The 22,707-nt window shown below is 69.3% G+C and carries 22 protein-coding genes; 9 read left to right on the top strand and 13 right to left on the bottom strand.

Going from position 1 to position 22,707, the window contains the following annotated elements; all coding sequences use genetic code 11:
• Positions 1-42 precede the first annotated feature (42 nt).
• A complete protein-coding gene (locus tag FS825_RS06765; protein ID WP_144711692.1) occupies positions 43-681 on the top strand; it encodes an HD domain-containing protein in 639 nt (212 codons plus the stop codon).
• A gap of 99 nt (positions 682-780) precedes the next feature.
• Here the strand turns inward: FS825_RS06765 and FS825_RS06770 are convergent, their stop codons facing one another.
• Positions 781-1,737 carry an alpha/beta hydrolase gene (locus FS825_RS06770; RefSeq protein ID WP_144711693.1) on the bottom strand — a complete coding sequence of 319 codons (957 nt, stop codon included), beginning with the start codon at positions 1,735-1,737 and terminating at the stop codon, positions 781-783.
• Positions 1,738-1,894: 157 nt separating this feature from the next.
• Here FS825_RS06770 and FS825_RS06775 point away from each other — a divergent pair, with 157 nt between their 5' ends.
• The gene (locus FS825_RS06775; RefSeq protein ID WP_144711694.1) at positions 1,895-2,737 is read left to right on the top strand and encodes an alpha/beta fold hydrolase; all 843 of its coding nucleotides are present in this window, start codon (positions 1,895-1,897) and stop codon (positions 2,735-2,737) included.
• Between the two features lie 59 nt (positions 2,738-2,796).
• Here FS825_RS06775 and FS825_RS06780 read toward each other — a convergent pair whose 3' ends face one another.
• Together FS825_RS06780 and FS825_RS06785 are read right to left on the bottom strand one after the other, a co-directional pair.
• Positions 2,797-4,005 (bottom strand): MFS transporter, encoded by a 1,209-nt coding sequence (locus FS825_RS06780; RefSeq protein WP_144711695.1) that lies wholly within the window; start codon positions 4,003-4,005, stop codon positions 2,797-2,799.
• A gap of 132 nt (positions 4,006-4,137) precedes the next feature.
• Positions 4,138-4,689 (bottom strand): TetR/AcrR family transcriptional regulator, encoded by a 552-nt coding sequence (locus FS825_RS06785; protein WP_186377104.1) that lies wholly within the window; start codon positions 4,687-4,689, stop codon positions 4,138-4,140.
• Positions 4,690-4,763: 74 nt separating this feature from the next.
• Between FS825_RS06785 and FS825_RS06790 the strand changes: the two genes are divergently transcribed.
• Positions 4,764-5,384, top strand: a complete 621-nt coding sequence (locus FS825_RS06790) for a TetR/AcrR family transcriptional regulator (RefSeq protein ID WP_144711697.1) — start codon at positions 4,764-4,766, stop codon at positions 5,382-5,384.
• A gap of 49 nt (positions 5,385-5,433) precedes the next feature.
• Here FS825_RS06790 and FS825_RS06795 read toward each other — a convergent pair whose 3' ends face one another.
• The 4 genes from FS825_RS06795 to FS825_RS06810 form a co-directional block, all read right to left on the bottom strand.
• Positions 5,434-6,282, bottom strand: coding sequence for an alpha/beta fold hydrolase (locus FS825_RS06795; protein ID WP_186377105.1), 849 nt, complete (start codon positions 6,280-6,282; stop codon positions 5,434-5,436).
• Between the two features lie 31 nt (positions 6,283-6,313).
• Positions 6,314-6,760: a tautomerase family protein gene (locus FS825_RS06800; protein ID WP_144711699.1), complete on the bottom strand. Its 447-nt coding sequence runs from the start codon at positions 6,758-6,760 to the stop codon at positions 6,314-6,316.
• 75 nt (positions 6,761-6,835) lie between these two features.
• Positions 6,836-7,633, bottom strand: a complete 798-nt coding sequence (locus FS825_RS06805; protein WP_144711700.1) for an alpha/beta hydrolase — start codon at positions 7,631-7,633, stop codon at positions 6,836-6,838.
• A gap of 8 nt (positions 7,634-7,641) precedes the next feature.
• Positions 7,642-8,505: an alpha/beta fold hydrolase gene (locus FS825_RS06810; RefSeq protein ID WP_144711701.1), complete on the bottom strand. Its 864-nt coding sequence runs from the start codon at positions 8,503-8,505 to the stop codon at positions 7,642-7,644.
• Positions 8,506-8,630: 125 nt separating this feature from the next.
• Here FS825_RS06810 and FS825_RS06815 point away from each other — a divergent pair, with 125 nt between their 5' ends.
• The 5 genes from FS825_RS06815 to FS825_RS06835 all read left to right on the top strand — a co-directional run bounded on the left by FS825_RS06815 (position 8,631) and on the right by FS825_RS06835 (position 13,040).
• Positions 8,631-9,209 carry a TetR/AcrR family transcriptional regulator gene (locus FS825_RS06815; RefSeq protein WP_144711702.1) on the top strand — a complete coding sequence of 193 codons (579 nt, stop codon included), beginning with the start codon at positions 8,631-8,633 and terminating at the stop codon, positions 9,207-9,209.
• 40 nt (positions 9,210-9,249) lie between these two features.
• Positions 9,250-9,711 carry a winged helix-turn-helix transcriptional regulator gene (locus FS825_RS06820; RefSeq protein WP_144711703.1) on the top strand — a complete coding sequence of 154 codons (462 nt, stop codon included), beginning with the start codon at positions 9,250-9,252 and terminating at the stop codon, positions 9,709-9,711.
• A gap of 77 nt (positions 9,712-9,788) precedes the next feature.
• A complete protein-coding gene (locus FS825_RS06825) occupies positions 9,789-10,958 on the top strand; it encodes a thiolase family protein (protein ID WP_144711704.1) in 1,170 nt (389 codons plus the stop codon).
• Between the two features lie 11 nt (positions 10,959-10,969).
• Complete coding sequence (locus FS825_RS06830) at positions 10,970-11,821, top strand: MBL fold metallo-hydrolase (RefSeq protein ID WP_144711705.1); 852 nt, start codon at positions 10,970-10,972, stop codon at positions 11,819-11,821.
• Between the two features lie 46 nt (positions 11,822-11,867).
• The gene (locus tag FS825_RS06835; protein ID WP_260981084.1) at positions 11,868-13,040 is read left to right on the top strand and encodes an MFS transporter; all 1,173 of its coding nucleotides are present in this window, start codon (positions 11,868-11,870) and stop codon (positions 13,038-13,040) included.
• A 257-nt stretch (positions 13,041-13,297) separates the two neighbouring features.
• Here the strand turns inward: FS825_RS06835 and dnaB are convergent, their stop codons facing one another.
• From dnaB to FS825_RS06865, 6 genes are all read right to left on the bottom strand, one after another.
• The gene (gene dnaB / locus FS825_RS06840) at positions 13,298-14,665 is read right to left on the bottom strand and encodes a replicative DNA helicase (RefSeq protein WP_144711707.1); all 1,368 of its coding nucleotides are present in this window, start codon (positions 14,663-14,665) and stop codon (positions 13,298-13,300) included.
• A 520-nt stretch (positions 14,666-15,185) separates the two neighbouring features.
• On the bottom strand, positions 15,186-15,638 hold the full coding sequence (gene rplI / locus FS825_RS06845; protein WP_144711708.1) for a 50S ribosomal protein L9: 453 nt from the start codon (positions 15,636-15,638) through the stop codon (positions 15,186-15,188).
• Between the two features lie 14 nt (positions 15,639-15,652).
• Positions 15,653-15,910, bottom strand: a complete 258-nt coding sequence (gene rpsR / locus FS825_RS06850; RefSeq protein WP_017887834.1) for a 30S ribosomal protein S18 — start codon at positions 15,908-15,910, stop codon at positions 15,653-15,655.
• Between the two features lie 47 nt (positions 15,911-15,957).
• Positions 15,958-16,521, bottom strand: a complete 564-nt coding sequence (locus FS825_RS06855) for a single-stranded DNA-binding protein (RefSeq protein ID WP_144711709.1) — start codon at positions 16,519-16,521, stop codon at positions 15,958-15,960.
• Between the two features lie 3 nt (positions 16,522-16,524).
• Positions 16,525-16,914 (bottom strand): 30S ribosomal protein S6, encoded by a 390-nt coding sequence (gene rpsF / locus FS825_RS06860; RefSeq protein ID WP_144711710.1) that lies wholly within the window; start codon positions 16,912-16,914, stop codon positions 16,525-16,527.
• 157 nt (positions 16,915-17,071) lie between these two features.
• The gene (locus FS825_RS06865) at positions 17,072-18,508 is read right to left on the bottom strand and encodes a CCA tRNA nucleotidyltransferase (RefSeq protein ID WP_144711711.1); all 1,437 of its coding nucleotides are present in this window, start codon (positions 18,506-18,508) and stop codon (positions 17,072-17,074) included.
• Between the two features lie 124 nt (positions 18,509-18,632).
• Here FS825_RS06865 and FS825_RS06870 point away from each other — a divergent pair, with 124 nt between their 5' ends.
• Positions 18,633-22,637 (top strand): DUF6049 family protein, encoded by a 4,005-nt coding sequence (locus FS825_RS06870; RefSeq protein WP_144711712.1) that lies wholly within the window; start codon positions 18,633-18,635, stop codon positions 22,635-22,637.
• Positions 22,638-22,707: the final 70 nt, after the last annotated feature.

The following is a 22,707-nucleotide window of genomic DNA, read 5'->3' on the forward strand; positions in this document are numbered from 1 at the left end:
ACCCACCCTGGAGTACACGATCCACGAGAGAGGACGCGATCCATGATCGACACCATCGCCGGCATCACCGTGCCGGACACTGCCCTCGTCCGCGCGGCGACCGAACACGTCCGTGCCGCTGAGGACGACCTGCTGTTCCACCACTCACGCCGGGTGTTCTTCTTCGGCGCCCTGCAAGGTCAGCGGCGCGGGCTCCGCCCCGACCTGGAGTTGCTCTACGTCGGCGCGATGTTCCACGACCTCGGCCTGACCGATCGACACCGCGACTCCGGGCAGCGGTTCGAGGTCGACGGTGCGGACGACGCCCGCACCTTCCTCCTCGAGCACGGCGTGGACACCCAGGCGGCCCGAGATGTGTGGCTCGGCATCGCGCTGCACACCACACCCGGCGTGCCGGAGTTCCTCGAGCCGGAGATCGCGCTGGTGACCGCGGGTGTCGAGACGGACGTCCTCGGTGTCGGCCGGGACGACCTCCCGGAGGACACCCTCGGAGCGGTCATCGCGGCGCACCCGCGGCCGGACTTCAAGCGACGCATCCTCGAGCGCTTCGCGGAGGGCAACCGGCACCGGCCGGAGACGGTGTTCGGGAACGTCAACGCAGACGTGCTGGCGCACTTCCTGCCCGGCTTCCGTCGGACCGACTTCGTCGAGGTCATCCGCGGCAACACCTGGCCGGAATGACCGGAGCGGCGGGTCGTGACCCGCGGCCGTGACGGACGGGAGGCGCGGTGCGGGTTGGCACCGCGCCTCCCGTCCGTCTGCACCGACGCCGGCGCGCGATCAGCGCGCGAGCAGACGCCGCACCCACTCGCCGCGCGTGCGGCGTGCTGCCTTTGAGAGCTCGGCGTCGGGTGCCAGCAGTTCGAAGAGGTGGTACCCGCCAGGCCACACGTGCAGCTCGGCCTCGCCGCCAGCGGCCCAGATCCGGCTCGCGAAGGCGACGTCCTCGTCCCGGAACACCTCGGCCGAGCCGACCTCGACGTACGTCGGCGGGAGTCCACTCAGGTCCTGCTCACGGCTCGCCGACTCGTACGACGTGATGTCCTCGGTGCCCCGGCGGTCGCCCAGGTAGAAGTTCCAGCCAGTCTCGTTGCTGGTGCGGTCCCAGATGCCGATGCCGTCGATCTGCTGCGCCGAGGTGCTGTCGTTGTGCTCGTCGAGCATGCCGTACATGACGACCTGGCCGGCGAGGGCCGGCACTCCGCGGTCTCGGGCCATCAGGGTGATCCCGGCGGCGAGGCCCCCTCCGGCACTGCCACCGATCGTGATGAGCTTCGACGGGTCGAAGCCGAGCTCCTCGGCGTGCTCGGCCGTCCAGACGAGCGCAGCGTACGAGTCTTCGAGCGCGGCCGGTGCCGGGTTCTCCGGCGCGAGGCGGTACTCGACGGTGACGACAACGGCGTCGAACTCGACGACGTAGTCGACGACCGGGGCGACCCCGACGAACCGGTCGCCGAAGATCATCCCGCCGACGTGCGTGAAGAAGAACGCGGCACCGGGCTCGGTGTGGTCCGTGCGCCGGAAGACCGAGACGACGAGGTCGCCGGCGGGCCCGGGGACGACGTGCTCCTCGTGGACGATCGGACGCCCCTCGAGGAGCTGCTCCAGGGATGGGGTGAAGCCCGGGCCGCGCAGGACCTCGAGGTGCTCGGGCAGGAGCGTCGGGGAGATCCCGGCCTGGGCGAGGACGGGCTCGAGTTCAGCGTCGAACGGCGGGGGCGTGGTGTTGCGGGTCATCGTTCCTCCAGTGCGAGTGCAGTGCCGATCGATCGACCGGCACGGGGGAACGTAACACTGACTGACCGTCGGTCACAACTGACTTTTGCGAAACAAGTGAGATGATGGACGCACCCGGCGCGCACCCTGCGCACCGCCAACGAGAACGGATTCCGCGATGACCAACCGCACCGAGACCGCGCCGACGCACACCGTCGACACCCCCTCCGGACCTGTCGCCTACCGCCGGTTCGGCCCGACCGGGGGCACCCCGGTCGTGTTCTTCCAGCGCTTCCGCGGAACGATGGACCACTGGGACCCGGCCTTCGTCGACGTCCTCGCCGCCGAGCACGACGTGATCCTCTTCGACAACATCGGCGTCGGCCGGAGCGGGGGCGTCTCGCCCGACACCTTCGGCGGCATGGCCAGCACGGCGGTCGACTTCCTCCGCGCGCTCGGGATCGAGCAGATCGACGCGGTCGGCTGGTCCATCGGCGGCTTCGTCGCGCAGCTCGTGGCACTCGACGAGCCGGGCTTCGTCCGCCGCCTCCTCGTGCTCGGCTCCGGCCCCGGCGGCCAGAACGGCGCTCCCGGTCCCGAGCCGAAGTCCATCGAGGTCATGGTCAAGCCGGAGAACGACGACGAGGACTTCCTCTACCTGTTCTTCGGTCAGCACGAGGACGGGCGACGCCGCGGCAGCGAGTCGCTCCGTCGACTCGAGTCCCGTCTGACGCCGGATGCCCCGCAGGTCGGCGCCGAGACCATCCAGGCGCAGCTGCACGCCATCGGCGCCTGGGGAGAGGACGAGGGATCGGCGTGGGAGCGTCTCGAGGAGCTCGACATTCCCGTACTCGTCGCGAACGGAGCGCACGACGTGATGGTGCACGCCGAGCACTCGTTCAAGATGGCGCAGCGGCTGTCTGATGCCACGACGGTGATCTACAGCGATGCCGGCCACGGCTTCCTCTTTCAGCACCCGGAGGAGTTCGGCGCCACCGCACTGCGGTTCCTCGCCGCGTGACGGACGGAGGGCGGGGCACGCACCGTGGTGCGCGCCCCGCCCTCGACCGACAGGAGCAGTCAGCGCGTCTCGACCGAGACGCGGTACCGACGGGCCGTGGCAGCCATGAGCACGAGCCCGATCACGAGGGCGACGAGGGCCGACGCCGCACCGAGCTGCACACTGCTGCTGGTCCCGACCGCGTCCACCGCGAGGCCCGCGAGGAATGAACCAGCAGCCACACCGACCTGCACGACGGCAGTGAAGGAGGCGTTCACGGCCTCTGCCGAGAACCGCTTGCCGTCGAACGTGAAGAGCCAGTGCTGGAGCGCGACCGGTGCGTTGCCCCACGACAGGCCCCACAGCACGAGCGCGACGACGACCGCCACGACCGCAGAGGCACCGAGCGCGAGCAGCAGGAGCCCCACCCCTCCCGCGACGAGCGTGGCGACCACGGTTCCTCGGATGCTCCGTCCGAGGAGTGCACCTCCACCGAAGTTCCCGACGATGGTGAGGACCCCGTAGACGAACAGGAGCAGCGATGCCGCGGCGGCAGACAGACCGGCGACCGAGACGAGGTAGGGGACGACGAACGTGAACGCGCTGAACTGGCCGAACACGACGAACAGGACGATCGCGAGCAGCGCAACCGCTGGGGCAGACGTGAGGATCGTCCGGAAGTCCGACCCCGTCACACGGTCTGCCGCGGGGATGCGCGGTACGAGGACGAGTTGCATGACGACGGCGAACACGGCGACGGCCGCAGCACCGGCGAAGGTCCAGCGCCAGTCGACGTGGGCCACAGCGAGGGTCGCGGACGGCACCGTGATCACCGATCCCACGGCGATGGCGCCGAACACCATCGAGCTGGCGGTGTGCACGATCCGCTCAGGGACGAGCCGTGCCGCTGCGGACACGGCGGTCGCCCAGACGCCACCGACGCTGACGCCGAGCAGCAGACGTCCCAGCAGCATCACGCCGAAGGTCGGCGCGACTGCGCTGAGGAGGCAGGACACTGCGATGAGCGCAGTGAGCACCTGGACTGCGACACGACGGTCGAGACGCCGCATGAGGACGGTGGCGACCGGCGCGGCCACCGCGCCGACGACCGCCGGCAGCGTGACCAGCAAGCCGGCCTCCCCTTCGGACACGCGGAGCCCGCGGGCGATAGCGGAGAGGGCGCCGACCGGGACGAACTCGGCGACGACGACCGAGAAGGACCCGAGGGCGATGGCGAAGACGGCCGCCAGGGGCCGGCGGCCCCGCGGGGCGAGGTGATTCTGAGACATGCTTCTCCTGTTGAGACTGATCGGTGCGGAATGAAGGGTCGGATTGAGACGGGGTCGGGAACGACCCCGTGGGCCCAGTCGGATGCGTGGATGATGGCGGAAGCGGAGTCGACGGACGAACCCGCAGCCCGCTCAGGACACCAGTGCGGCGATCTGCCGGATGATCGCTTGCTGTCCGTTCTCGGAGAGACCCGCGGCGGATCGCGCGCGCAGCCCGATCCATGCGGTGTGCACGAGCGGCGCGAGTGCTGCCGCCTGCCCGCCGCCCGCCTGACGCAGCACCGCCGCGATGCGGTCGGTGCTGCGCTCGAAGTGCCCGTCGACGATCGCGCGGACATCCGGGTCGCCACCGAGGTCCGTCCCCGCGTTGACGGCGAAACACCCCTGCGGGGTCGCGTCCCCCAGTCGAAGGCCGGAGCGCAACAACGCTTCGATCCGGTCTGCCACTGGCCCGTCTGCGTCGAGCACGGTCTGGTGCACGAGTTCCGCACGCCGGACGTACTCGTCGAGCGCGCGGAGGTACAGCGCGCGCTTGTTGCCGAACGTGTCGTACATGCTCCGCTTCCCGACGCGCATCACGGCCATGAGCTCTTGGGTCGAGGTGCCCTCGTACCCGGCAGCCCAGAACCGCCCCATCGCGCGATCGAGGGCGATCTCCGGGTCGAACTCCTTGCTCCGTGCCACGGACCGAGCGTAGCGCAGATCGAGACCGATCGGTGCGGAAAGCAAGTGCATAAGATGACGGACCAGGAGGACGCATGACAACGGCAACCCGATCGACGCGACCACCACGCCGGGTCAAGCCCGCCGAGGAGCGCCGTCGCGACCTGCTCGACGCAGCAGTCCTCGTGTTCACGGAGCGCGGCGTCGCCGACACCACCGTCGAGGAACTCGCTCGGACCGCGGGCATGTCGAAGGGGTCGTTCTACCTGCACTTCGCCACGAAGGAAGACCTGGCTGCGGCCGCGTGGGCGCGTCACATGGAGTCGTTCCTCGACGTGGGAGCGCAGATCCTGTCGGACGAGACCAGGACCGTCGCGGGACGGCTCGTGACCGTGCTCGAGGAGTTGACCCGGTTCGCGCTCGATCACGGCGACGTCCACCGGGCCCTCTACGGGACGTCCGGTGCCGACGCGGTGAAGAACGACGTGAACGAACGGCTCATCGCGATGATCGCCGCCGCCGCCACAGCAGGCGTGCGCGCGGGAGTGATCGCCGCGGACGGTCCGGAACTCCTGGCCCGAGCGCTCTACCACGGGTACTGCGGAGCAGCGACGGACGCCGTCGCCGGAGCAGCCGACATCGACGCCGACGAACTCGTGCGCAGCGCCGGCATGATGACGAGGGCGGTCTTCCCCGGAGTCGACGAAGTCCGCTGACGGCGTCGACCCGACCCGGCCCGTTCGGGTCGGGTCGGGCGACACCGGGTCAGCGGCGGTCGGCGATCAGACCGGCGACGACCTCGGGCTGGTCCCACTGCGGCCAGTGCGATGCGCCGGGTACTTCGTGCACCACGGCACCGGTGTACCGGTCCGCCATCTGCCGCGCCAACGCTGGACTGAGGTACCGGTCCTCAGCACCGAAGGCCAACGTCACCGGCTTGCTCAGCTCGCGGAGTTCGCCAGCGGCCGCACGACGGGTCTGCTCACCGAGGTCCCGCGGCAGCGCACGGGTCCACGCCCGGACGGCGCGCAGCGCGTCCGGCTGCGAGGCATCCCCGAAGAACTGGGGGATGACGGCCCGCGAACGGACACTGTCCGGCGCGTCCGGGTCGTACCCGAAGCGCCTCGCGGTGTGCCCCAACAACCAGGCTCGCTGCGCCGGATCGGCGATGACGGCATCGGAGAGCGGTGCCAGACGAGGATCGCCGAACATCTGGATCATCTCCGGCAGACGGAGCGCCGACTCGCGGCCGTAGTAGCTGTTCAGGAGGAAGAGGCTCGACACCCGTTCGGACGCCAGTGCCGTCTCGACGGCCACCGGCCCGCCGCTGTCGTGGCCGACGATGACGGCGTCGCTGACGTCGAGCGCCTCCAGAACGGCCACGGCCTCGTCAACACGCTGCCCTGGGCGGACGAGCGAGCTCTGCGTGCGCTCGGATGCGCCGTAGCCGACGAAGTCGATGGTCACCACCCGGTGCCGGTACAGGAGCGGGACGATGCGGTCGTGGATCCGGCTGTCGTCCGGGAAGCCGTGGAGCAGCACGATGGGGGCACCGTGCCCGTCGTGGTCGTGGGCGGCGACGCGGCCGTACCGGGTCGAGATTCGACGGAGCACGTTCCGTCTGGTCGCGCGTGTGGCCGTCACGTCAGACCTGCCCGACGGGGTTGGGGAGGGCGCTCTCGTACGCCCGCAACCAATCGGTGTGACCACCGATGCCCCAGTCCTCCGCCTCGAGCTCGACGATCGTCACCCAGACGCGGCGGAGCTCCTCGGGCAGGGGCACGCGCTCCTCGGCCTCGATGAGGATCTGCGCGAAGTCGCGCATGATGCCGGACTTGTCCAGACGCGTCAGCCGGCCGGCGGGGATGCGCACCTCCACGAAGTACGAGGGGCGCGCGTGCTCCGGCGAGCCACCGATGTAGTCGGCACCGGACTCCACCTCGTACACCCACCCCTTCATCACCCTGCGCGCGACCGGAGTGTCCGGGACGTGTTCCCAGTGCATGAGCGCGTCGGTGAGACGCGCCATCACCGCAGCCTGCTGCTGCTGGTCGAGTGCGCCCTTGCGCATCGTGAGGTTGATCCAGGGCATGTCTCTCCTTGTCGGTCGTGGTCCGGCGCGCCGCATGGGGGAAGACGCGCCGGACCACGGTGTTGCCGAGCACCGTCAGCGGGCGACGCTCGGCTCGTTCTGACGGACCCACTCGAGCGCCGTCTTCGCCACCGTCTCCCAGCCGCTGTCGAAGACCAGGGAGTGGCCTCGCCCGTCCATGCGTCGGTACGAGGTGTGCAGGCCCGGTTCGTACAGCAGGGCCGCCTGGCGGGCCACGATCTCCGGGATGGTGTGGTCGCGGCTGCCGCCCATCACGAGCAGGGGGCCGCGTCGCAGGTCGTCGAGGTCGACCTCGGTCGGTGAGGACGCGTCCTTCTTCGCCGCGGTGAGCTCGAACACGGGTCGACCGGGACCGGGGATCGTGTACTGCCGGTGCAGACGGTCGGACTCGGTCCGGCTGATCGCGTTCCCGAACCCGTACCGGAACTGTCGCGGCGTCAGCGACACCGATCGGTCGGCGTTCGCCTTCTTGCTGACGACGGGGAGTGCCGAACGGATCTGCGCGAACGGGAGGGCGCGGACGCCCTTGATGGGGGCCGGATCGATGGCCACCGCTGCCCGCGCCACCCCGGCCGCGAGGAGCTTCTGCGCGACGAGACCGCCGAAGGAGTGGCCGATCACGATCGGCGTCTCCGGCAGGCGTGCTGCGATGCCCGCGTAGTGGTCGGTGATCGCACGCACGCCGATGCCGGCGAGACGCTCCGGGTGTGCGCGGGTCTCCTCGACCGTGGCACCGTCGCCGGGCCACCCGGGCGCCTGCGCGTCGTAGCCGGCCTCCTCGAAGAGGTCCTGCCACGGACGCCAAGCCGACGAGTGGATCCACAGACCGTGGATGAAGAGCACCGGGGTCATGGCCGCGCCTACTTCGTCTTGGCCGCGGTCTCGATCACGCGAGTGATCGCCGACGGCTGCTCGAGCATGGACAGGTGGTCGGCCTTGACCGTCGTCACGTCGCCGTGCGCCCGCTTCGCCATGGCCTCCTGACCGGCGGCCGGGATGACCTTGTCCGAGGAGCCGATCACGAACCAGCTCGGGATCGTCTTCCACGCCGGGTCACCCGAAGGCTCCTGGAGCGCGCCACCCGCCACCGGCGACTGTGATGCAGCGAGTACGGCGGCCTTGCTGCCGCTCAGGTGTGCCGCGAACGCCGACTTGAACAGGCTCTTCTTGATGTAGAGGTCCGGGTCGCCCGCCGGCAGGTTCGGGTCCTGCACGGCGTCGAAGACGGTCTTCGGGTCTGCCGCCAACGCCGAGCCGGGGACCGAGCCGGAGAGCTGCACGACGGTCTCGCCCTTGTCGGGCGCGAATGCGTCGACGTAGACCAGGTCGGTCACGCGGGAGATGCCCTTCGCGGCGTTGGTGATCACCGCGCCGCCGTAGGAGTGCCCGACGAGGACGACCGGCCCGGTCGTTGCCTGCTCGACGAACGCCTTGAGGGACGCGGCGTCGGTCGAGAGGCCGCGCAACGGGTTCGGTGCACTGACGACGGTGTACCCGTCTGACTGCAGACGCTTGGTGACGGGCGCGAAGCTGGAAGCGTCGGCCCACGCGCCGTGAACGAGCACGATGGTCGGCTTCGCGCTCTTGGTCGTGGAGGTCGCGGACGCGGTCGACGACGTGGACGGGGTGCCGGCGGCGTGCGCTGCGGTCGGCACTGCGATGAGCGCAACCGCGGCGCCACCGATGGCGAGGCGGGTGGTGAGGCGACGGGATGAGGTGGTCATGAGGACTCCGATCGACGGGAGAAAGAACGATCGTTCTTTCTGTTGACGAGCATGGCACGGCGTCTCGCTTGCGTCAAGCAATCTAGCTAAAAGAACGAACGTTCTTTCTGTGTTACTATCCGCCGATGACCGCCACCGACACGATCCCGACGACCTCCCCTCGCGAGCACTTGCTCGCGGTCGCGGGCGAGCTCTTTTACCGAGAAGGCATCACGGGTGTCGGCATCGAGCGGATCGTCGCCGAGGCGCACACCACCCGCGCGACCCTCTACCGGCACTTCGCCGGCAAGGAGGCACTGGTGGTTGCCTACCTGGAGCGAGAGGACGCGATGCTCAAGGCCGCCTTCCACGCCGCGGAGTCCGTGGCGACGGACCCGGAACACCTCCTCGAACTCGCGATCGAGGGGATCGCCGAGGACGCGAACCGGCACCACACGCGCGGCTGCCCCTTCATCAACGCCACCGCCGAGTACGCCGACGCCCAGAGCCCGGTACGGGGCGTCGTGTCGTCCCATCGGCGCTGGTTCCGGGGACAGCTGGAGCGGTACCTCGATGCCGCAGGCCGTGGCGACGCCGGGGACCGAGCCGACGAACTCGTCATGCTCCGCGACGCGGTCCTCGTCGGGAGCTACCTCGACGACCGATCCGCCGCCCATCGCACCTTCATCCGGGCCGCACGAGCAGCGGCATTGATCGGCGGATGACGCACAGCCGCGGAGCTGACTTGCGCAGTACGATGCAGGGATGTCGCGCGCACGGACTCCCGAACTCGGACCCGTCCAGCCCTTCTGTTCGATCGAGCGGACCCTGACCATCCTCAGTGACCGGTGGGCGTTCCTCGTTCTCCGAGAGTCCCTGCTGTACCAGGTCGAGCGGTTCGCCGACTTCCAGGAGCGACTGGGGATTGCCACCAACGTGCTGACCGATCGCCTCAAGCAGCTCGTCGACGGTGGAGTGCTCGAGCGAGTGGACTACCAGGAGCCCGGTCGCCGAGCGCGGTCTGCATACCGCCCGACCGCCGAGGGGCGACAGCTCCTCGTCGTACTGGGCGCGCTCCAGCAGTGGGGCGACGACAACGTGCCGCGATCTGACGGCCCGACGATGGTGCGACACGAGCAGAGCAGCGACGCGCCTGTCCGTGTGGGATTCGTCCGTCACGACGACGACAGCCTCCCGCCCGAGGCCGTGGAATTCACCCGGGTGTAGGTCACACCACTGACTTGTGATAGACAAGTCAGTGGCGATGGTCGCGTGACCGTCGCCACCCGTGAGGGAGGGCAGTCGTGGCAGAAGCGTTCATCATCGACGCGATCAGGACCCCGTTCGGCAAGGGCAAGCGCGACGGGCAGTACGCGGGCACGCATCCCGTCGATCTCCATGCCCACGCGATCCGAGAAGTCGTCCGACGGGCGGGCGTGCCCGGTGCAGCCGTGAGTGACGTGATCGCCGGCGCCGTCGGACAGGTCGGCGAGCAGAGTGCGAACACCGCTCGGTGGGCGGCGCTGGCTGCCGGCCTGCCGGTGAGCGTGCCTGCCGTCACCATCGATCGTCAGTGCGGCAGCAGCCAGCAGGCGCTGCACTTCGCGGCGCAGGGCATCCAGGCAGGAGCTTACGAGGTCGTCGTCGCATCGGGTGCCGAGTCCATGAGCCGGATCCCGATCGGCAGCCAGACGGCCGGCAGGGACCCGTTCGGTGAGGCCGTGCAGCGGCGCTTCGCCCCCGGACTCGTTCCCCAGGGCATCAGCGCCGAGCTCATCTCGGCGCGCTGGGCCATCTCGCGGGAGGAATCAGACGCCTTCGCGCTCGAGAGCCATCGTCGAGCGACCCGGGCGCAGCGAACAGGGCTGTTCGAGCGCGAGACGGTCCCCCTGTCCGCGGGCGACGTCGACCAGTCGATCCGCCCGAACACGACGCCGGAGGCACTGGCAGCGCTGCGTCCGGCCTTCGAAGACCCTCGCTGGTCCGAGCGCTTCCCCGAGATCTCCTGGAGCGTCACAGCCGGGAACGCGAGTCCGGTCAACGACGGTGCCGCTGCGGTGCTGGTCGCCGGATCGGGAGCGGTGGAGCGGTTCGGACTGCGGCCCCGGGCCCGCGTCGTCGCGACCGCGGTCGTAGGCGACGATCCGATCACGATGCTCACGGGCATCGTCCCGGCCACGGAGCAAGCTCTGCGCCGCGCCGGGTTGTCGCTCGACGACATCGATGCGTTCGAGGTGAACGAAGCGTTCGCGTCCGTCGTGCTCGCGTGGCTCAAGGCGACCGGCGCTGACCCTGCCAAGGTCAACGTGCACGGCGGCGCCCTCGCGATCGGCCATCCGCTCGGCGCCAGCGGCGCACGTCTCACCGCGACACTGCTCGGCGTGCTCGACGCGACAGGGGGCCGCTACGGCCTCCAGGTCATCTGCGAAGCAGGCGGGCTGGCGAACGCGATGGTCATCGAGGGGCTCGGCTGACGGGGGACCTGATGGACATCGAGTACTCGGTCCACGTCTCGCACGGGCGCGAGCGCGCTGGCGATGACCGGATGCCGGACGGCTCGCCGCTGATGTGGAGCCCACTGTCGACCGTCCTGATCGAAGGGGATCGCGACGCGTTCCTCGTCGATCCGCCGTTCCTCGTTGATCAGATCGACGAGGTGATCGACTGGGTGGCGCGGAGCGGGAAACGCCTCGTGGGTATCTACGCGACGCACGGTCACGGCGATCACTGGTTCGGCACGGCACGGATCCAGGAGCGCTTCCCCGACGCACGAGCGTGGGCGACCCCCGGGACCATCGAACTCATGCGCCTCCAGGCGACCACCGCACGAGAAGCACTCTGGGACCGGATCTTCCCGGGCCTGCTCCCCGCGACGCCGGTCGTGGCCCAGCCAGTCCCCGAGGAGGGGCTTTGGCTCGAGGGCGCCGAGCTCGTCCCCGTCGAGGTCGGGCACTCCGACACGGACGCGACGACCGTGCTCTGGGTTCCCTCCATCGGACTGGTGGTGGCCGGAGACGTCGTCTACAACGGCGTCCACCAGTTCCTCGCCGAGGGTGCGCACGGCGGCTATCGACGCTGGCAGGAGGCGCTTGACCAGGTCGCCGAGTTGCACCCGACGTCCGTGGTCGCCGGGCACAAGGACGCGCGACGAGCCGATCGGCCCGAAGCCATCGGGGAGACACGGCGGTACCTGTCGGACGTTATGGAGGTGTCTGCCTCCGGCGTCGACCGGATCGGGTTCTTCGACGAGATGCTCAGACGCTGGCCCGAGCGGTTGAACCCAAGTCCGGTCTGGTACGGCGCCCCAGCGGCGCTGGCCGCAGCAGAGGAGTCCTGACATCGCCGACCTGGGTGCCGCGGATCGTGACCGGACGACGTCAGGGCTGCAGCGCAGGTCCTTCTGGACAGCGGCCAGTGTCCCGGCGCTCGCCTTATGGGGGAGCGGAGCGTCGACACCGGTCTACCCGGTCTACCGAACCGATTGGGATCTGAGTCAGGTCGAAGCCACGACGATCTTCGCCGTCTACCCCTTCGCCCTCGCCCTGGTACTCGCGTGTTTCGGAGGAGTATCGGATCGCGTCGGCCGTCGCGCGGCGATGCTCGCCGGAGTCGCTTCGATCGCCGCCGGAGCGCTGGTCTTCGGCGTCGCGCCCGACCTCGGGTCGGTCATCGCCGGCAGAGCCCTGATGGGCGTGGGCGTCGGGCTGGGCTTGAGCCCAGCAACGGCGGTCATGGTCGAATCGGCGTCACATGCTGCTCCTGGCCGATCGAGTTCGATCGCGACCGCGTCCACGGCGATCGGGCTGGCGTTCGCCACCTTCATCGGCGGGGCGCTCGTAGAGTACGCACCGGCGCCGCTCCACTTCTCGTACTGGGTCCTCTTAGCGGTCGCGGTCGTGGTCTTGCTCATGCTCCTCCGACTCCCTCCTGACCGACTGGCGCAGGCCCGCAGTGAGCGGAGGAGAGGCCTCCGGCTTCCCGCCCCGTTCCGCGGCGTCCTCATCCGAGCGTCGATCTCGATCGCTGCCGCATACTCGCTCGGCGCGCTGGAGCTGTCCCTCGGAGCGGACATCGGCAAGGAGCTCATCGAGTCGTCCAACGCCTTCGCAATCGGCTCGATCATCTCGATTACGAGCCTGGTCATCGGTGTCGTGGCGATCGCAGCGAGACGGTTGTCCGCCCAGATCTCCGGTGTGTCCGGCGGGATCACCTCGTTGGCCGCTACTGCGACGCTCATCGGAGCCGCGCAGGCTTCTTCGCTCGTGCTCTTCGTCGTCTTCGCGGTCCTCGGCGGCATCGCCTACAGCCTTTTGTTCGCGTCTGGTGTGGCGGCACTCGCGTCGTCGATCCCGGAGTCGTTCCGCGTGACCAGCCTCTCGACCGCGTACCTCGTGGGCTGCGTCATCCAGGTGGTAGTCGCTCTCGGCCTCGGTGTGGTCGCCACGAACTCGGGATTGCTGCAAGGGGTCTCGGCGGGACTACCCGTAGTAGGTGGAGTCGGGGCGATCGCGCTGATCACGAATGTCCTACCCGTGCGCGAAGATCACCGGCGATGACAGCCACCTGCCGAACCATCTGTGCGGCCGCGCTGCTCCCATGAACCGCGCAGGTCCATCATCAGAGGCGATTTGCAGGAGAGCGTGTCATCGGAGCTCGCGTTTGTACAGCGATAGCGGCGAGTTGTAGGCGGGGGACCGGGGAGTTGGATCCTGTGAGCGTCGAAGGTTGCTCAATAAAGTTGTCGCTCAGACGGTCCAGCGACACTTTCGGCGGGCAGGCGACCGTTTCCGTGAACAGTCACAAAGCCTGTGCCCTACTGCGGCATGTCGACGAACCGCGAGAACATCCCGTGGAACGCCACCGTGATCGTGTCCGTCGGCCCGTTGCGGTGCTTCGCCACGATGAGGTCCGCCTCACCCTGCCGCGGGTTGTCCTTCTCGTACGCCGACTCACGGTGCAGCAGGATGACCATGTCGGCGTCCTGCTCGATCGACCCGGACTCACGCAGGTCGGAGATCTGCGGCTTCTTGTCCGCACGCTGCTCGGGACCACGGTTCAGCTGCGACAGCGCGACGACGGGGACCTGGAGCTCCTTCGCCATGAGCTTCAGCGCACGCGAGAACTCTGAGACCTCCTGCTGGCGGCTCTCGACCTTCTTGCCCGAGGTCATGAGCTGCAGGTAGTCGATGACGACCATGCGGAGGTTGTGCTGCTGCTTGAGGCGTCGGCACTTCGCGCGGATCTCGACGAGGGTCATGTTGGGGGAGTCGTCGATGAAGAACGGGGCGTCGTTGATCCGGCCACGGGTCTGCGCGATGGTGGTCCAGTCGCGGGAGTCGACGGTGCCCTTGCGCATGTTCTGCAGCGGCACGCTGGACTCGGCGGAGAGCAGACGCATCGCGATCTCGGCGCGGCCCATCTCGAGCGAGAAGAACGCGGCGGTCTCGTTGTGCTTGATCGCGGCGGCGCGGCAGAGGTCGAGGGCGAGCGTCGACTTCCCGAGTGCGGGTCGGGCGGCGATGATGATGAGCTGTCCGGGGTGGAAGCCGTTGGTGAGCCCGTCGAGCTGCGCGAAGCCGGTGGGTACGCCGGTCATCTGCCCGTCGCGGCCCTTCGCGGCCTCGATCTCGTCGAGGGCGGCGGAGATGGCGTCGGTGAGGGGCACGTAGTCCTCGGTCTGCACCCCGCCGGCGACGTTGTAGACCTCGGCCTGCGCGCTGTTGACGAGGTCAGTGACCTCACCCTCGGACGCGTAGCCCATCTGGACGATCCGGGTGCCGGCGTCGACGAGGCGACGCAGCACCGCCTTCTCGGCGACGATCGCGGCGTAGTAGCCCGCGTTCGCGGCCGTGGGCACCATGCTCGTGACACTGTGCAGGTACTCGGCGCCGCCGGCGCGGGACAGCAGCCCCGTCTTGGTCAGCTCGTCGGTGACGGCGATGACGTCGGTGGGCTCACCGTGCGAGTACAGCGACAGGATCGCGTCGAAGATGACCTCGTGCTTGGGGATGTAGAAGTCGACCCCGCGCGCGGTCTCGATGACGTCGGCGACGGCGTCCTTCGACAGGAGCATGCCGCCGATGGTCGACTGCTCGGCGAGGAGGTCGTGCGGCGGGGTGCGCTCGATGCCCCCGCGCTCCGCGTAGTCCTGCGGTGCGGGGTCCAGATGCGCGATCGACACACGTACTCCTCTTGTTGAACGAACGATTCTCGAACGAACGCTCGTTGCACGAACGAGCCAGTTCTACCCCGGGCGACCGACATCGCCGAGTCGCTGGGCCAAGCTACGGGTACAGAGTTATCCCCAGCAAACACCCCTGTGGATAACTCTGTGGAGAGGATGCGGAACACGCCGGACCGTGGTGTGGAGAACTGTGGACGGACCTGGGGACAACTTGCTCGGGGAACATACTTTCGACCGTCTGACCTGGGTTTTCCCGATCCACACCGTGTGTGCAGAACTGTGGTTCAACTACCCCTTGAAGGTTCCGATTTGACAGCCCGGCGGTGTGGAAAAGCAGTTGACAAACTGCTTCCTGAGGAGAACGTTCCCAAGCCGCTCCCAGCAACAGCGACCACGTCTGAGAGGTAACCAGTCAGCCCAGGACGACCCGCGCCTCCAGGACGACACCAGCAGACACGACGACGGGCGGGCCTCCCGGAGGAGACCCGCCCGTCGTGAGCGGAGACCGCAGCCAGTGTTACTTGGCGGCGACGACCTGGAGCGAGATCACAGCGGTGATGTCCTCGCGCAGACGCACGGTGGCCTCGTGGTCACCGACGGTCTTGATGGTCGCGGGGACCTCGACCTTGCGCTTGTCGAGCGAGCCGACGCCCTGCGCCTGGACGGCGTCAGCGACGTCGCCCGGACGGACGGAGCCGAACAGACGACCGTCCTTGCCGGCCTTGACGGTCAGCTTGATGGTCGCGTTCTCGAGCTTCATCTTGAGGTCCTGGGCCTCTTCGATGGTGGCGAGCTCGCGAGCGGTACGGGCCGCACGGATCGACTCGACCTGCTTCTCGCCGCCCTTGGACCACGCGACAGCGAAGCCCTGGGGGATGAGGTAGTTGCGGGCGTAGCCGTTCTTGACGTCGACGACGTCACCGGCGGAACCGAGGCCGGAGACCTCGTGGGTGAGGATGAGCTTCGACATGGTGATCCTCCTGATCAGCGGCCGGAGCCGGCGTAGGGGAGGAGCGCCATCTCACGGGCGTTCTTCACGGCACGGGCGATGAGGCGCTGCTCCTGGACGGAGACGCCGGTGATGCGACGGGCGCGGATCTTTCCACGCTCCGAGATGAACTTGCGAAGGGTCGCGACGTCCTTGTAGTCGATGACGCCGACCTTGATCGACTTCGCGGGAGCGGCGTTCTTGCCACCCTTACCGCGAGGCTTCCGGCGGTCGCCGGTGCTCTTTCCAGCCATTGTTTGTCCTTAAGAAGAAGAAGTTGTGTCCGTTGAACCGCGGAGGATCAGAACGGGGTCTCGTCGTCGTACGTGCCACCAGGGGTGCTCCACACGTCGTTCGACTGTGCGTTGCCACCCTGCTGGCCACCCTGGGGGGACCAGGGCGCGTCCGACTGACCGCCGCCGTTGAAGTTGCCGCCGCCCGCGCCCTGACCGCCGCCGGCGTTGCCGCCGCCGACCTGGCCACGACCGCCACCGCTGCCACCCGCTGCACGGGTGATCTGCGCGGTCGCGTAGCGGAGCGACGGGCCGATCTCGTCGACCTCGAGCTCGATGCTCGTGCGCTGCTGACCCTCACGGTCCTGGTAGGAGCGCTGACGGAGGCGACCCTGCGCGATGACGCGCGAGCCCTTCGTCAGCGAGCCCGCCACGTGCTCGGCGAACTCGCGCCACACGCTCGCGCGGAGGAACAGCGCGTCGCCGTCCTTCCACTCGTTCGCCTGACGGTCGAACGTGCGAGGGGTGGAGGCGATGGTGAAGTTCGCCACGGCGAGCCCGTTCTGCGTGTACCGCAGCTCCGGGTCCGCGGTGAGGTTGCCCACCACCGTGATGACGGTTTCGCCGGCCATGACTTACTCGGCGCTCGCGGTCGTGGCGGCCGAGGCCGTCGCGTTGGCGGCCTTGCGGGCGGCACGGGCTTCGTCGCGCTGCTTCTGCGCGGCGACCTGGGCGATGCCCTCTTCGGCGCGGAGGACCTTGGTGCGGAGCACGGCCTCGGAGAGACCGAGCTGGCGGTCCAGCTCCTTGGCGGCCTCGGGCGACGACGTGAAGTCGACCACGGCGTAGATGCCTTCGGACTTCTTCGCGATCTCGTAGGCGAGACGGCGACGTCCCCACACGTCCACGTTGTCGACGGATCCACCGTCGTTGCGGATCACGGCGAGGAACTTGTCCAGGCTGGGAGCGACGGTGCGCTCGTCGATCTCGGGGTCGAGGATCGCCATCAGTTCGTACTGGTGCATGCGGAACCCACCTCCTCTGGTCTCAGCGGCTCCGGGCAGTTCCCGGAGCAGGAGGGTTGATGCATGTGTCCTGCCACGCAGGAGCGCGCGGACAACCCCACAAGCTTAGCGGACGGCCTGGAGGCGCGCCACCGGCTGTGGAGAACGGTCGCGTCCGTCAGGCGGTCGCGTCCCGGGCGGCCCACCAGTCGCGCAGACGCGCTTCGGCATCGTCGGGGCGGAGGGGCCCCTCGTCCATCCGGACCTCGAGCAGGAAGCGGTACGCCTCGCCCACCGCACGCCCCGGCGGGATGTCGAGGATCCGCATGATGTCGTCGCCGGACAGGTCGGGACGGATCGAGTCGAGCTTCTCCTGCTCGGAGAGTTCCCGGATCCGGTCCTCGAGGTCGTCGTACGCGAACGCGAGCCGGTCGGCCTTCCGGCGGTTCCGCGTCGTCACGTCCGATCGCGTGAGCTCGTGCAGGCGCTCGAGCTCGTTCCCGGCGTCACGGACGTACCGACGCACGGCGGAGTCGGTCCACGCGCCGTCGGTGTAGCCGAAGAACCGGAGGTGCAGCTCGATGAGCCGGCTCACCGCGGCGATCGTGTCGTTGTCGAAGCGGAGCGCACGGAGGCGCTTCTTCGCGAGCTTCGACCCGACGAGGTCGTGGTGGTGGAAGCTCACCGCACCGCCGGGCTCGAGCTTGCGGGTCGCCGGCTTGCCGATGTCGTGCAGGAGCGCCGCGAGCCGGAGGACGGTGTCCGGGGCCTCGCCGGGGTGACGCTCGGCCTCGTACCCGATCGCCTGCGTCAGGACCGTCAGCGAGTGCTCGTAGACGTCCTTGTGGTGGTGGTGCTCGTCGATCTCGAGCCGCATCGCCGGCAGCTCGGGGAGGAAGCGTTCGGCCAGCCCGGTGTCGACCAGCAACCGGATGCCGTCCACCGGGTCAGCGGTGTCCAGCAGCTTGACGAGCTCGTCGCGCACGCGTTCGGCCGAGACGATGTCGATCGAGTCGGCGAGGTCGGACATGGCCTCGCGCACCTCGTCGGACACGGTGAAGCCGAGCTGGGCCGTGAACCGCGCGGCGCGCATCATCCGGAGGGGGTCGTCGCGGAAGGACACCCGTGCGGCCTGGGGCGTGTGCAGGCGCCGGGCGAGGAGGTCCTCCACCCCGCCGTGCACGTCCACGAGCTCCCGGGCGGGCAGCCGGAGCGCCATCGCGTTCACCGTGAAGTCCCGGCGGAGCAGGTCGTCCTCGATCGTGTCGCCGAACGCCACCTCGGGCTTGCGGGTCTCGCCGTCGTAGACGTCGCTGCGGTAGGTGGTGATCTCGACCTGCTCGCCGGCCACGCGGGCGGCGATCGTGCCGAACTGCCGGCCGATGTCCCACGTGGCGCTCGCGATCGGCTCGACGACGGCGAGGATGTCGTCCGGCCTGGCGTCGGTCGTGAAGTCGAGGTCGGTGACCGGGCGGCCCAGGAAGGCGTCCCGGACGGGGCCGCCGACGAGCGCGAGTTCGTGTCCGGCGTCGGCGAAGGCCCGAGCGAGGAGGGCGACCGGCTCGGTGGCGGCGAGTGCGTCGAGACGCTCGACGGCCTGGGCAACGGACTGCATGACGGTCCTCATCCTCCCAGATCGCGTCGGCGAGTTCTCCACAACGTCCGCGCGCACGGGAGCGTCCATGGTCGCGCCTCATACACTCGTCAACGGCCCGAACCGATCCCGTGGCCCTTCCAGCATGCAGATCCTCCGCACCACGCTCGCCGCCGCCGCGTCGGCCCTCGTCGCGCTCGGCCTCGTCGTCGCGCCCCTGGCAGCCGACGGCGCCCACGCCACGACGGCCGCCACCACGAAGACACGGGTGGCCCACCCCGCGGCCGCCGCAGCGGGGAAGACGACGATCTCGATCGCCCCGGCCGACCGCGGGATCGTCCGCCGCGACGACGACCTCCAGCTCGCGATCACGGTGACGAACGACACCGACTCGGACGTCCCGGCCGGCACCGCCGACCTCGACATCTTCCGGTCGGTCAGCACGCGGGACGTCCTCTCCGACTGGCTCGCCGACACCACCACGACGGGTTACCTCGGCGCCCCGATGGACTCCGTGGACATCCCGGCCGTCCCGGCGCACCGCTCGGTCACGCTCGGCTCGGTCAAGATCGTGTCCGGCAACGTCGCTCTCGGCGGCTACTCCTCGTTCGGCGCGCGCCGCATCGCCGCCGAGTACACGGCGGGGGACACCACCGCCGTGGCCCGGTCCGCGATCACCTGGTACCCCGACACCGACTCGGGCCAGACCCCCGTCAGCGTGTCCGTGGCGATGCCCATCACGATGCCGAAGACCGGCGCCGGGGTGCTCGACGCCGGGGTCCTCGCGTCCGCGACCGCCGTCGACGGCACCCTCACCCAGCAGCTCCTGGCCGCCGAGGACCACAACGTCGCGGTCGCGATCGACCCGCGGATCATCGCCTCGATCCGGCTCCTCGGCGTGAACGCCCCTTCCTCGGCCACCGCGTGGCTCGACCGTCTCGAGTCGCTCCGCAACGAGACCTTCGCCCTGCCCTACGCCGACGCCGACGTCACCGGCCTCCGCCAGGCCGGTGCGAGCGGGATCCTGTCGCCGATCTCCCTCGATCAAGAGGTCGACGCCGACGACTTCCCGGGTGCCACCACGGCGACGCCGACCCCGACGGACGCGATCGTGCCGACGACCGGTGCGAGCGCCACCTCGACGCCGACCGACGCTCCCACGACCGACCCGGGGACCTCCGACGAACCGACGACCCTCCCGACGACGCAGTCGCTGCTCGACTTCCCGTACTCGGTGGACGGTGTCGCGTGGCCGGTCGAGGGCACCGTCACCGCGGCCGACCTCCCTGCGCTCGCCAAGGCCGGCTCCACGACGACGATCGTGTCGAGCGGCAACACCTCCGCCGGCGCGGACAGCACGATCGCCGCCTCCGAGCAGATCGGTGGTGAGCACGTCCTGGTGTCCGACGAGTCGATGTCGTCGCTGCTCCGTTCCGCCGCGACCGCGTCGACCCAGCAGGACTGGGCGACGGCGATGTCCGAGCTCACCGCGACCCTGGCGACCTCCGCCCGCGCCGCCACCGCCGAGGGGCCGATCCTCCTCACCCTCGGGCGGGACTGGCCGACCGACTCCGCGCGGCTCAGCCAGGCGTTGGACGCGATCGAGAGCACCCCCTGGGTCGCTCCGTCCGACCTCTCGACGGCGTCGTCCGCCACGGCGGGCTCGCTCTCCCTGACGGCCGGGACGAACGGCGACGCCCGGACGGACGTCCTCGAGCGCCTCGTCACGGGCGAGCAGGACCTCACCGCGTTCTCCTCGGCGCTGGACAGCCCGACCGACCTCACGGCACCGGCACGACTCAGCCTCCTCGCCTTGTCCTCGAACGCCTGGCGGTCGGACCCCGACGCCCTCGCGGACGCCGTCGACGCGCGCGTGGCCAACTGGTCGGACACCGTGTCGAAGGTCAGCATCCCGGACTCGAGCAGCCTCACCCTCCTCGGCGACCGCTCCTCGCTCCCGATCTCGATCCGGAACAGCTCGAAGTACCCGGTCACCGTCCGGTTGTCGGTCCAGCCGTCGAACTCCGCCCTGCGCGTCGTCCGGAACGACATCGTCGTCAAGGTGCAGGCCGAGTCGTCGACCCGGACGACCGTGCCCGTGCAGTCGGTCGCGAACGGCAAGGTGAACCTCACCCTCTCGCTCACCAGTCCCACCGGGACCAAGATCGCCGCGCCGTCCACGGTCGAGCTCAACGTGCAGGCGCAGTGGGAGACCGTGATCACCGCTGCCGCTGCGATCGCCCTCGTGGCGATCTTCGGGTTCGGCATCTTTCGCAGCATCCGCAAGCGGATCCGTCGCCGGAACGGCGAACTCGACGATGACGACGACGACGACCCGAACCGCCCCCTGGAGGTCCAGCCGGTCGTCAGCGGCGACCACCTGGCCGCCGGGACGACCGAGGACGGGCCCGCGCCGCGCCTCCAGGCCGACACCGCGCGCCACCCGCAACGGGTCGCAGAGCCCGAGGAGCCCACCGTCAGCGCCACCCAGCCCCAGCCGTCCGTCGACGCCGAACCCGTCGCGGAACGCGGCCTCGGCCGGGCGAGCGCGATGCTCGCTGCCGGGACGATGGTCTCGCGCGTCCTCGGCTTCGCGAAGACCTTCGTGCTCGCGTTCGCGATCGGCAACACCGGCTCCGACGCCGCGAACGCCTTCGCGATCTCGAACCAGCTGCCGAACAACATCTACGCACTCATCGCCGGCGGTCTGCTCTCCGCCGTCCTCATCCCCCAGATCGTGCGCTCGATGAAGCAGCACACCGACGGCGGGACGGCGTACGTCAACAAGATCGTGACGCTCGGCGGTTCGGCGTTCCTCGTCATCACCGTCGTCGCGACGGCACTGGCCCCCGTCCTCGTGCGCATCTACAGCCAGAGTGCCGGCGACGGCGGCAAGGGCTTCAGCGCTTCGACGACGGACCTCGCGGTGGCGTTCGCGTTCTGGTGCCTGCCTCAGATCCTCTTCTACGCGATGTACTCGCTGCTGGGGGAGGTCCTCAACGCGAAGCAGGTCTTCGGTCCCTTCACCTGGGCGCCGCTGCTCAACAACGTCATCGCGATCGCCGGGCTCATCGTGTTCATCGCGCTCTTCGGCGGCCGCGGCGTGAACGCCTCGACCGACGACTGGACGCCGCTGAAGATCGCCGTCCTCGCCGGGAGCGCCTCGCTCGGCGTCCTCGCCCAGGCCGCCTTCCTGCCGTTCTTCTGGCGGCGTGCCGGCCTGGTCTTCCGACCGGACTTCCGCTGGCGCGGCGTCGGGCTGAAGTCGACGGGCACCGCCGCCGGCTGGCTCTTCGCGATGATCCTCGTCACGCAGCTCGCCGGCGTCGTGCAGGCCCGTGTCGCCTCACTCGCCACCGGTGCCGGCAACGCGACGCTCAGCACGACCTGGCTGCTGTTCATGCTGCCGCACTCGATCATCACGGTGTCGATCGCGACCGCGTACTTCACCCGGATGAGCCACGACGCCGAAGCGGGCGACCTCGCGGCCGTGCGCCGCAACCTGTCGCTGTCCCTCCGCATCGTCGGCCTGTTCACCGTGTTCGCCTCGGTCGCACTCATCGTCACCGCGATGCCGTTCGCCCGCATCTGGGAGAACGAGTTCGGCCACACGCAGGCGATGGCCCTCGTGCTCGTCGCCTACATGCCCGGTCTGGTGCTGTTCAGCATGCTCTTCATCATCCAGCGGGTGTTCTGGGCGATGCACGACCACCGCACGCCGTTCCTCATGCAGCTCGTGCAGTCCGGCCTGTTCGTGATCGGCGCCCTGTCCGTCGCGATGCTGCCCGGATCCGTCATCGGCGTCGGGATCGCGGTCTGCACCACGATCGCCGGGTCGGCGCAGACCATCGTCGCCCTCGTGCTCGTGCGCCGGCGTCTCAGTGGCATCGAGGGCCCGATCGTGACCCGCTCGCACGTGCAGTTCATCATCGCCGCACTCATCGCCGGCGTCGCCGGACTCGTCGTCGCGAACTTCTTCGGTGCCTTCTCGTCCGACGGCTTCGCGATGGCCGACGTCACCGGTGCCCTGATCACCCTCGCCCTCACCGGATCGGTCATGGTGGTCGTGTACTTCGGCGCCCTGGTCGTGGCGAAGAACGGCGAGATCCGGGGCGCGGTCGACATCCTCCGTCGCCGTCTCGGACGCTGACACCGACCGCACTCCCGGGTCCCGCGGAATGCCACGCCGGTAGCATGTGTTGACCCGGTCAGCGATCTAC

The organism is Curtobacterium pusillum (assembly GCF_007680845.1).
GTDB lineage: Bacteria > Actinomycetota > Actinomycetes > Actinomycetales > Microbacteriaceae > Curtobacterium > Curtobacterium pusillum_B.